The organism is Streptococcus caballi DSM 19004 (assembly GCF_000379985.1).
GTDB classification, from domain to species: domain Bacteria; phylum Bacillota; class Bacilli; order Lactobacillales; family Streptococcaceae; genus Streptococcus; species Streptococcus caballi.
In genome coordinates this window covers 1-9,576 of record NZ_KB904097.1, presented here as the reverse complement: position 1 = coordinate 9,576, position 9,576 = coordinate 1, and the positions used below count along the sequence as shown (strand labels likewise).

Annotated in this window: 9 protein-coding genes and 3 pseudogenes; 4 read left to right on the top strand and 8 right to left on the bottom strand. The window is 40.2% G+C overall.

Translation table 11 applies throughout. The features are described from left to right. The coding region (locus A3GS_RS0108615) for an IS3 family transposase (RefSeq protein ID WP_018365013.1) at nt 1-226 on the top strand (226 nt) is incomplete at its 5' end. Nucleotides 227-272: 46 nt separating this feature from the next. Further along, nucleotides 273-464: pseudogene (locus A3GS_RS13100) on the top strand (VanZ family protein); the annotation flags it as partial. 30 nt (nt 465-494) lie between these two features. Here A3GS_RS13100 and A3GS_RS0108610 read toward each other — a convergent pair. Together A3GS_RS0108610 and A3GS_RS11725 are read right to left on the bottom strand one after the other, a co-directional pair. Further along, entirely contained in the window at nt 495-713 is a 219-nt protein-coding gene (locus A3GS_RS0108610; RefSeq protein WP_018365012.1) for a hypothetical protein, read from the bottom strand. A gap of 3 nt (nt 714-716) precedes the next feature. Continuing rightward, complete coding sequence (locus A3GS_RS11725; protein WP_018365011.1) at nt 717-1,055, bottom strand: DUF2089 family protein; 339 nt, start codon at nt 1,053-1,055, stop codon at nt 717-719. Nucleotides 1,056-1,247: 192 nt separating this feature from the next. On the opposite strand from A3GS_RS11725, the pseudogene A3GS_RS12770 reads away from it, so the two are divergent. Beyond that, a pseudogene (locus tag A3GS_RS12770) lies at nt 1,248-1,366 on the top strand (putative metal homeostasis protein). A gap of 160 nt (nt 1,367-1,526) precedes the next feature. Here A3GS_RS12770 and A3GS_RS0108600 read toward each other — a convergent pair. The 6 genes from A3GS_RS0108600 to ilvD form a co-directional block, all read right to left on the bottom strand. Then, nucleotides 1,527-2,417 carry an SPFH domain-containing protein gene (locus A3GS_RS0108600; RefSeq protein WP_018365010.1) on the bottom strand — a complete coding sequence of 297 codons (891 nt, stop codon included), beginning with the start codon at nt 2,415-2,417 and terminating at the stop codon, nt 1,527-1,529. Between the two features lie 193 nt (nt 2,418-2,610). After that, nucleotides 2,611-3,861 carry a threonine ammonia-lyase IlvA gene (ilvA, locus tag A3GS_RS0108595; protein ID WP_018365009.1) on the bottom strand — a complete coding sequence of 417 codons (1,251 nt, stop codon included), beginning with the start codon at nt 3,859-3,861 and terminating at the stop codon, nt 2,611-2,613. 140 nt (nt 3,862-4,001) lie between these two features. Then, complete coding sequence (gene ilvC / locus A3GS_RS0108590; protein ID WP_018365008.1) at nt 4,002-5,024, bottom strand: ketol-acid reductoisomerase; 1,023 nt, start codon at nt 5,022-5,024, stop codon at nt 4,002-4,004. Nucleotides 5,025-5,092: 68 nt separating this feature from the next. Continuing rightward, nucleotides 5,093-5,575 carry an acetolactate synthase small subunit gene (gene ilvN / locus A3GS_RS0108585; RefSeq protein WP_018365007.1) on the bottom strand — a complete coding sequence of 161 codons (483 nt, stop codon included), beginning with the start codon at nt 5,573-5,575 and terminating at the stop codon, nt 5,093-5,095. Continuing rightward, the gene (locus tag A3GS_RS0108580) at nt 5,568-7,271 is read right to left on the bottom strand and encodes an acetolactate synthase large subunit (RefSeq protein ID WP_018365006.1); all 1,704 of its coding nucleotides are present in this window, start codon (nt 7,269-7,271) and stop codon (nt 5,568-5,570) included. Before A3GS_RS0108580 ends, ilvN begins: the two co-directional genes overlap by 8 nt. Before the next feature lie 185 nt (nt 7,272-7,456). Next, nucleotides 7,457-9,163 (bottom strand): dihydroxy-acid dehydratase, encoded by a 1,707-nt coding sequence (gene ilvD, locus A3GS_RS0108575; RefSeq protein ID WP_018365005.1) that lies wholly within the window; start codon nt 9,161-9,163, stop codon nt 7,457-7,459. Nucleotides 9,164-9,380: 217 nt separating this feature from the next. On the opposite strand from ilvD, the pseudogene A3GS_RS0108570 reads away from it, so the two are divergent. Next, nucleotides 9,381-9,576: pseudogene (locus tag A3GS_RS0108570) on the top strand (IS4 family transposase); the annotation flags it as partial.

The following is a 9,576-nucleotide window of genomic DNA, read 5'->3' as shown; positions in this document are numbered from 1 at the left end:
CTTTGGCATCACACGTTCGCTGAGTCAAGCGGGTTGTCCTTATGACAATGCGGTAGCTGAAAGTACCTATCGCTCCTTCAAACTGGAGTTTATCAACCAAGAAACCTTCCGCTCTCTGGAAGAATTAACCCTTAAAACTAAGGATTATGTCCACTGGTGGAATCACCATCGCATCCACAGCACTCTTAATTACCAAACACCCATGACTAAAAGAGCAATCGTTTAACAAAAACACTTTATAAATTTTGTACAGAAAAGTGTTGCCTTTTCAAAATCTCACCCTCTCACTTCTAGGCTTGCTCCTCGTTGAAAGCTGCCAGTACGTCTTCCACCTCGGTATCTTCGATTTGGGCGACATCACTCTCAACATAGCAAGCATCCTCATAGGAAGCCTCCTGTCCCAATTATTTTTAAAAAAATGGCTGAGCAAGCATCTTATTTCCAATACAAAAAGACGAGTTTGAAACTGATAGTGTTCCAAGCTCGTCCTTTTTTTACAAATCTTTTAATTTCGAACGCTGTTCTTTAGATAATTTTTTGCTTTGAAGATATCCTCTCAGCCAATCTTCAAAAGCGCAAGAAAGAATAGCAACAAAGACCAGCAAAATTGGCAGGCTAACTAGGTGAGGTCCTTGGAAAAGAGTGATTGGAGCCGCAAGCGCCAAGAGCGCGATGACGAAAAACCATTGATTTAATTTTGTATAGCGAATCATATACTATTCTGTCAGCCCTAAAAGAACCGAAATCATAATGATGAGAACACCCATAAGATTACCTCTTTCTTCGGGATAAGTAGCGATGAGTTTTTCAGCAGCCTCGTAGAAAATTTCTCCATCCAAGGCCAGGTTCTTAATCACGTCAACATAAGGCTCTTCTTTGCTGGAGTCTCTCTTGACCTTCTGAATCAAGCGGTCCAAACGAATGGTTGGATACGAGACGTCGTAGATCCTAGCCATCTCCTTCAAAGAACCTGATGCTAAGACAAATTGACGCGTGATTTCAAAACTTTCCCTTTCTAACTCACTCAGCCAATCGGGCAAGTCGCCCATAGTCATTTGCACCAGCTCCTTTCTTCACCTTTATTATACACTTCAACAATGTCTATATAAACTTAAATATTATTAAAGACGGAAATTGATTTTTTAAATTAATAATTAACAAGAACGTTACATATAACACTTTATCAGTTAATTAATTTGTGCTATGCTTATCTTGTTAACGTTAATAGTCTAATTTGAAGAGATCCTATGGCAGAAAAAACTGACTTAGCATCTGCCTATCGCAGACTAGAAAGTCCTAATATCAAGCCCGTAAACGCACACTCAAGATTATTCACGAGTATAAACGCTGGGGCAAAACATCCTAACACATTCGTCAGACAAAAGACCTGTGACATTTTCCTCCGTCACAGGTCTTCTTTTTATCAAAACTTCAAGGACAAATTCCTTTGAAACGTATGATAATTCCAGCAGCAAGCCTATTAGACAAGGGCTTTTAAAGCTTCCATGATGGCTTATCTTTCTGAATTATTTAGCTTTTAGCGAAGACAGGATTTGTGTGCGAATGTCCTCAACGCCTTCTGGGTTATTTGGCAAGAAAATAGTTTGATTGCCCCTGGTTGCGAATGTATTTAGGGTATCCAGGTACTGGTTGGTCAAAAGGATAGACATGATTTGCTCTTCAGTCATGCCCACATTGGCATCCTTGAGTTCTTGAATGGATTCGGCCAAACCATCAACGATGGCCTTACGTTGTTGGGCAATACCGACACCGTGCAGGCGGTCTTTTTCGGCTTCGGCTTCCGCAGCTGTCACGATTTTGATTTTATCAGCGTTAGCCAGTTCTTGGGCTGCTACACGTTTTCGTTGAGCTGCATTGATTTCATTCATCGATTGCTTAACTTCAGCATCTGGTTCAACCTTGGTAATCAGAGTTTTGACAATGATGTAACCATAAGTAGACATTTCTTCCGCTACTTGGTGTTGCACTTCGAGCGCGATTTCATCTTTCTTTTCAAACAATTCATCCAAAGTCAGTTTGGGAACAGAAGAGCGAAGCGCATCTTCTATGTATGATTTGATTTGAGCCTCTGGCTTCATGAGTTTGTAGTAGGCATCTGTCACATTTTTCTCATTGACACGGTACTGAGTAGCGACATTAAGCGTGACGAAAACATTGTCCTTGGTCTTGGTTTCAACGACAATTTCAGACTGCAAGAGCCGCAACTGTACCCGCGCAGCTATTTTATCGATGCCAAAAGGCAGGCGGACATGAATCCCGCTTCCAGCTGTCTTCTGATAACGACCAAAGCGTTCAATGATAGCAACTGATTGCTGGCGAACCACATAAAGCGTGCTAGCAATAATAAAAATAATGATGATTATGAAAATAATAGGCATAAAAAATGCGATAACCATAAGAAAACCTCCTAATTTTTTTCTTATTAAACTGATTGTAAACAATCACTAACTAAAGACAGCAGAGAGTTGACGAGTCGTCTTCATAAGCAACACCTCTCTTGTATTTATTTGTTAATACAATTATATTTTATTTAAAGCTAAAGTCAAGTAAAAAGCGAAAAATCACCTAGAAAACTAGATGATTTTATAGTCAGACTAATAAATTATAAAGGCTTTCATTTCCATGAAGGTTGATATAGGATGGATCGAAGTCTCCCAATCTTGCAATCAAGGTATTGTAGTCCTTTTTATCTCCCAAAGTAATACCAATCAGAACCGGGCCAGTTCCCTTATTGGCACGTTTGATGTATTCAAATCGCGTGATGTCATCATTTGGTCCAAGGATATTATTTACAAATTCACGCAGCGCACCCGGACGTTGTGGGAAATTAACAACAAAATAATGTTTCACACCGTCATAAATGAGGGCGCGTTCCTCCATTTCCTGCATACGGTTGATATCATTATTACCTCCAGAAATAATGCAAACAACCGTTTTGCCTTTGATGTCATCTTTCATAACTTCAAGCGCTGCGATTGAGGCCGCACCTGCAGGTTCTGCAATAATTCCTTGCTTAGAGTACATGTCAATCAAAGTTTCTGAAATAAGACCTTCGTCCACACCGACTAATTCATCTACATATTTACGAGCAATTTCGTAAGTATTTTCACCAACTTTTTGAACAGCGATACCGTCTGCAAATTTATCAATTACTTCAAGCTTGACAGGACGTCCCTTGTCAAATGCTGCGCGCATGCTACGTGCTCCAGACGCTTCCACACCAACAACTTCAATCTCAGGTGCTACGTCTTTGATGTAAGTTGCCACACCAGAAATCAATCCGCCGCCACCGACAGGAACAAAAATTTTATCAAAAACAAGCCCTTCTTCTTGTGCCTGTTCATAAATTTCGTAAGCTACTGTACCTTGGCCTGCCTGTACATTTGGATCATCAAAAGGATCAATGAAAGTCATTCCTTCAGCTTTTGTAAAATCTTGAGCCGCTTGAGCAGAGGCATCAAACGTATCACCAACAAGTTTAATCGTCACATAAGAACCGCCAAAAAATTTAACCTGACCAATTTTTTGTTGTGGTGTTGTTACAGGCATAAAAATGGTTGCAGGAATCTTCATTTCGTTACAAGTAAAAGCAACTCCCTGCGCATGATTTCCCGCTGATGCACAGACAACCCCGCGTTTTCTATCTTCTTCTGATAATTGGGAAATAGCATAGTAAGCACCACGAATCTTGAAAGAACGAACCTTTTGCATATTTTCGCGTTTCAGATAAACCGTTGCTCCATATTTTTCCGATAAATAACGATCAAAATCAAGAGGCGTTCTTTCAACAACGTCTTTCAATACTTGATTAGCCTTAACAACATCTCTTGCAGTAATCATATTGTATCCTCTTTTTCAAAATTTTCTGTTTATTCAGTATTATAACATATTTTAATAAGCTTTTGTGAGACCAATTTCACCAATTTATGAAAAAAGCAGGAGAATTTTCTCCCGCTTGAAAATAGTATTTTCTAAATTAATTAGTTATAGATTTTGAAAGCATCGTCATCGTTCTGGTTAACGAATGGCATTGCTTTACGAAGTTCTGCACCAACTTTTTCGATTTCAAGTTCAGCAGCTTCTTTACGGTAAGCTTCAAGACGTGGACGACCGTTTTTGTAGTCTGTAACAAATTCATCAGCGAATTTACCAGATTGGATATCAGCAAGAACAGCTTTCATGTTTTCTTTTACTTGAGCTGTGATAACACGTGGACCTGAAACATAGTCACCGAATTCAGCAGTATTTGAAATTGATTGACGCATTTTCTTGAAACCACCTTCGTAGATGAGGTCAACAATGAGTTTCATTTCATGAAGAACTTCAAAGTAAGCCAATTCTGGTGCATAACCAGCTTCAGTCAAGACTTCAAAACCTGCTTCGATAAGGGCAGTCAAACCACCACAAAGAACAGCCTGTTCACCAAATAAATCTTCTTCAGTTTCTTCTTTGAAGGTTGTTTCAAGAAGACCAACACGTGCTGCACCAACAGCTTTAGACCATGACATAGCAATGTCTTTAGCGTTTCCAGTAGCATCTTGATAAACTGCGTAAAGCGCTGGAACACCAAATCCTTCAGTGTAAGTACGGCGTACCAAGTGACCTGGTCCTTTAGGCGCACACATGAACACATCAACAGTTTCAGGAGCTTTGATGTATTCAAAACGGATGTTGAAACCATGGGCAAATCCAAGTGCTGCACCATCTTTAAGGTTTGGAGCAATTTCTTTAGCATAAAGGTCTGCTTGAATTTCATCAGGAGCCAAAACCATAACGATATCTGCTTGTTTAACAGCTTCTGCTACTTCAAATGTTTCAAAGCCATCTTCTTTAGCTTTGTCAAATGATTTACCAGCGCGCACGCCGATAATCACATCATAGCCAGAATCACGCAAATTTTGCGAATGTGCATGACCTTGTGAACCATAACCGATAACGGCAATTTTTTTGCCTGCAAGTGCGTCTACTTTTACATCGTTTTCGTATTCCATTGTTACTGCCATAGTAATATATCTCTTTTCTAAAATTTTTATTTTTTTGCCCGAAGGCATGGTTAACTAAGTTTAAAAGATTATGAAAAATCTCGGGAGAATCCTGTAGTGCCCGTACGGGCAATGTTTCGGACACCATAAGGTTGAATAACCCTAATCAAAGCCTCAATCTTGTCCGCATTACCTGTCATCTGAATCGTGATAGACTTAGGTGCTACATCAATAACATTAGCACGGAAAGGCTGGATAATTGCTAAAATTTCAGCACGCTTAACTGGCGGAGCAGAAACTTTAATCAAAATGACTTCACGTTCCAAATGAGGGATATCCGTGATATCACGAACACGAACTACATCAATCAAACGATTGAGTTGCTTGATAATTTGCTCTACCTCTTCCAGATTCTCAACATCAATAATGATGGTAATCCGTGAAATATCTGGAATATCCGTGTGCCCAACTGAGATAGATTCAATATTAACCTGTCTGCGGGAAAGCACACCTGTGAAGCGATTGAGAACACCTGTTGAGTTTTTCAGTTTGGCCGTTAACATTCTACGCATTGAACTTCACCCCCAACATCTCAGCATTACTCTTACCAGATGGAACCATTGGATAAACGTGTTCACGGTTAGAAATATTGACCTCAATCAACATCGGCTTATTCTCAGTAATGACCTGCAAATCTTCTTCTAAAGTATTTGGATCCGAGAACTTGTAATGAGCGATACCATAAGCTTCAGCCAGTAATTGAAAATTCGGCTCATCGTCAAATGTTGACTCAGAGCGATGTTCATCATAGAATGACTCTTGCCATTGACGAACCATCCCCAGTGAATGATTGTTGATGAGAACGATCTTGATTGGTACACCATAACCATTCAAAATAGCCAACTCTTGGTTAGTCATCTGGAAGCCACCATCACCAACAAAGAGAATGACTTCCTTGTCAGGGTTAGCCAATTTAGCTCCAACCGCTGCCGGGATTCCAAATCCCATAGTTCCAAGCCCACCGGAAGTGATAATCTGCCTTTCTTTCTTGAAAGGGTAGAATTGGGCTGTCCACATTTGGTGCTGACCTACGTCAGTAACCACAATAGCTTCACCATTGGTAATTTTACCGATTGTCTCAATGGCATGCTGTGGCTTAATAATTGCATCATTAAAGTCGTAACCAAATGGTGCCTTAGCTTTGTTTGCTAAAACTTCTTCAGTCCAATTAGCATGTCTAGTATGAACTTTTTCCTCATTCAGTAAGATTTGTAAAGTTCTTTTCGCATCTCCAACAATTGGAATTTGAGTTCTCACAACTTTACCAATCTCAGCTGGATCAATATCAACATGGGCTACAACTGCATTTTTAGCAAAAGTGGCAGGATTCCCCGTCAATCGATCAGCAAAACGTGAACCAAAATTGATCATAAAATCACAGTGAGTCAAGGCCATATTTGAGGCATAAGAGCCATGCATCCCTCCCATCCCTAATGATAGAGGATGCTCAATTGGCATAACTCCCAAACTCAAAAGGGTAGATACAACAGGAATATTATAGCGTTCTGCAAAAGTAACTAACTCCTCAGAAGCACCTGAGTAATTAACACCTCCACCGGCAACAATAAGAGGCTTTTTAGCTTTCTTCAACTGCTGCAAAATCTTTTTAACCTGAAGAACATTTGGTTCAACCGTTGGTTGATAACTTGGAAGATTGACTTCTGGATCGTTGTAAACAGTTGTCTTAGCCTCAGACACATTTTTGGGGAGATCAATAACAACTGGTCCTGGGCGTCCTGTCGTAGCAATGTGAACAGCCTCAGTCACGATACGCGGTATATCAGCCACATCACGGATTTGGTAATTATATTTTGTAATAGGCATGGTTACACCGATAATATCAGCTTCCTGAAAGGCATCCTTACCAATGCCTGACGTAGCTACCTGTCCTGTGAAGACCAACATTGGCACGCTATCACTCATCCCATCAGCAATTCCTGTAATGGCGTTGGTTGCGCCTGGACCACTGGTAACAATTGAGACGCCTAGCCTTCCAGTTGACTTAGCATAACCTTCGGCTTCGTGGAGGGCTCCTTGCTCATGACGAGCTAAAATATGACGAATACCTTCAAATTCGTAAATGGCATCGTAGAGTGGCAAGACAGCACCACCTGGATAACCAAAAATGGTTTCAACACCTAAACCTTTCAGAGTATCAAGAACTAACTCTGAACCGTTTTTAGGTTTTTCTAAATGTATTTGTTTCACAAGCTCCTCCTTTTCAAGTATTTTTCAAATTTTCAAAAAATTCAAAACCTTACATAATATGATAACATTTTCCCAAAATAATGCAAGTTTATTTTGCGAATGTAAGCGTTTAATTTAAAAAGATATTTTCCCATTATTTTGAGAAAAGAAAAAGGAAACAAACCATTCGTTTCCTCTTTCGCAGCCTATTTCCGTTCTGCTTTACGTTCTTGGAATTCTTCTTCGGTCATCATTGAACCACCGAAATTCGCTGATGATGCAAAGGCGGTGTAGCGGCGAAGCCATCCACTGGAAATTTTAGGTTTAAATGGCTTCAAGGTCTTACGGCGTTCAGCCAAAGTAGCTTCATCAACCATTAAATCAATGGTACGGTTAGTTAGATCAATGTAGATTTCATCACCATCCTCGATAAGGGCAATATTGCCACCCTCAGCAGCTTCTGGAGACACGTGACCAATGGCAATTCCACGGGTAGCTCCAGAGAAACGTCCGTCAGTTATAAGAGCAACATCTTTACCAAGCCCACGTCCAACAATTTTAGAAGTCGGCGCAAGCATCTCTGGCATGCCAGGACCACCTTGAGGTCCTTCGTAACGGATAACAACAACATGACCTTTTTTGACCGTTCCATTGTCAATCAACTCAAGTGCTTCATCTTGAGAGTCACAACAGATAGCCTTACCACGAAATGTTTTAACAGAGGGGTCAACCCCACCAACTTTGATAACAGAGCCATCTTGCGCAATATTTCCGTAAAGGATTGACAGACCACCAACTGGAGAAATCGGAGCTTCAATTGGATGAATGATTTCTTCATTTTTGATGTCAGCACCAGCCACATTTTCCTTAAGAGTCTTACCAGTAACTGTAATACGATCTCCTTTGATTGTTCCTTTTTTAATTAACTGATTAATAATAGCCGAAATACCGCCCGCTTCATGAACATCGTGCATAGTGTAAATACTTGATGGCGCAATTTTAGACAGATATGGTGTACGTTTAGCGATTTCATTGATATCCTTCAAATCATAGTCAATTCCTGCTTCACGGGCAATAGCTAAGGTATGCAGAACAGTGTTTGTTGAACCTCCCATGGCCATGTCAAGTGCAAAAGCATCATCGATCGCTTCTTTTGTTACAATATCACGTGGACGAAGGTTATTTTTAATATTGTCCATCAAATACTTAGCAGACTCACGGACAAGTTCACGACGGGCATCTGAAACAGCCAAAGTTGTTCCATTCCCTGGTAAAGCCAGACCCAGAACTTCCATCAAAGAGTTCATTGAATTCGCCGTAAACATACCAGCACAAGAACCACAGGTAGGGCAAGCATTTTGCTCCAAATAATCTAATTCTTGCTTAGACATATCACCAGCTTGATAAGTTCCAACAGCTTCAAAAAGGCTGGATAGGGTGGCTTGGTGACCTGTCATATCAACTCCCCCCTTCATCGGACCTCCTGAACAGAAGACTGCGGGGACATTGGTACGCATAGCCGCCAAAATCATACCAGGAGTGATTTTATCACAGTTTGGGATGTAGAAAACACCGTCAAACCAGTGGGCATTGATAACTGTCTCAGCTGCGTCAGCAATAATTTCGCGTGAAGGTAAGCTGTATCGCATCCCAATGTGCCCCATGGCAATCCCATCATCAACACCGATAGTATTAAACTCAAAAGGAATACCACCTAATTCGCGAATAGCTTCCTTGGCAATATCAGCCAACTCACGCAGATGGACATGCCCTGGGACAATATCAATATAAGAATTACAGATTGCTATGAACGGTTTCTGCATATCCTTGGCAGATTTTACCTGTCCAGTCGCGTATAATAAACCACGCGCTGGTGCCTTATCCACACCAACTTTAATCATATCACTTCTCATACTACTTCCTCGTTCTAATATCTTTATTTAAAATGGTAACACTTTAAAAAATAAAGTCAAGATAGTTTTCTGAAAATTTTGGATTTTGAAAATTAAAATCATTCTTGTTAACAAAAAAGAGCCCAGAAAATCCGCAATGTCATTAAGTTAACTAACCTATCACGTTTTGTGGTAGGTTAGTTTTTTATGTTACACTAAAAATAAAAGGGGAAAAATCATGCTAGACCAGATTAAAGCTCATTTACTTGATAGTATTAACGACATCGTTTCCACCGCAAACCAGTTTGTGCTTCATCCTGAAAAAGATTTTAGTCGGAAAAGTCAGCTAACGATGGAAACCATGATTCAAGCTATACTGACCATGGGTGGTAATACCTTAGCCAAAGAGCTACTTGATTTAGATTTGCCTGTCA

Excerpts from the sequence above, each read along its gene's own strand:
- A3GS_RS0108610 (WP_018365012.1), bottom strand. The coding sequence starts at position 713 with ATGATTCGCTATACAAAATTAAATCAATGGTTTTTCGTCATCGCGCTC.
- A3GS_RS11725 (WP_018365011.1), bottom strand. The coding sequence starts at position 1,055 with ATGACTATGGGCGACTTGCCCGATTGGCTGAGTGAGTTAGAAAGGGAA.
- A3GS_RS0108600 (WP_018365010.1), bottom strand. The coding sequence starts at position 2,417 with ATGGTTATCGCATTTTTTATGCCTATTATTTTCATAATCATCATTATT.
- ilvA (WP_018365009.1), bottom strand. The coding sequence starts at position 3,861 with ATGATTACTGCAAGAGATGTTGTTAAGGCTAATCAAGTATTGAAAGAC.
- ilvC (WP_018365008.1), bottom strand. The coding sequence starts at position 5,024 with ATGGCAGTAACAATGGAATACGAAAACGATGTAAAAGTAGACGCACTT.
- ilvN (WP_018365007.1), bottom strand. The coding sequence starts at position 5,575 with ATGCGTAGAATGTTAACGGCCAAACTGAAAAACTCAACAGGTGTTCTC.
- ilvD (WP_018365005.1), bottom strand. The coding sequence starts at position 9,163 with ATGAGAAGTGATATGATTAAAGTTGGTGTGGATAAGGCACCAGCGCGT.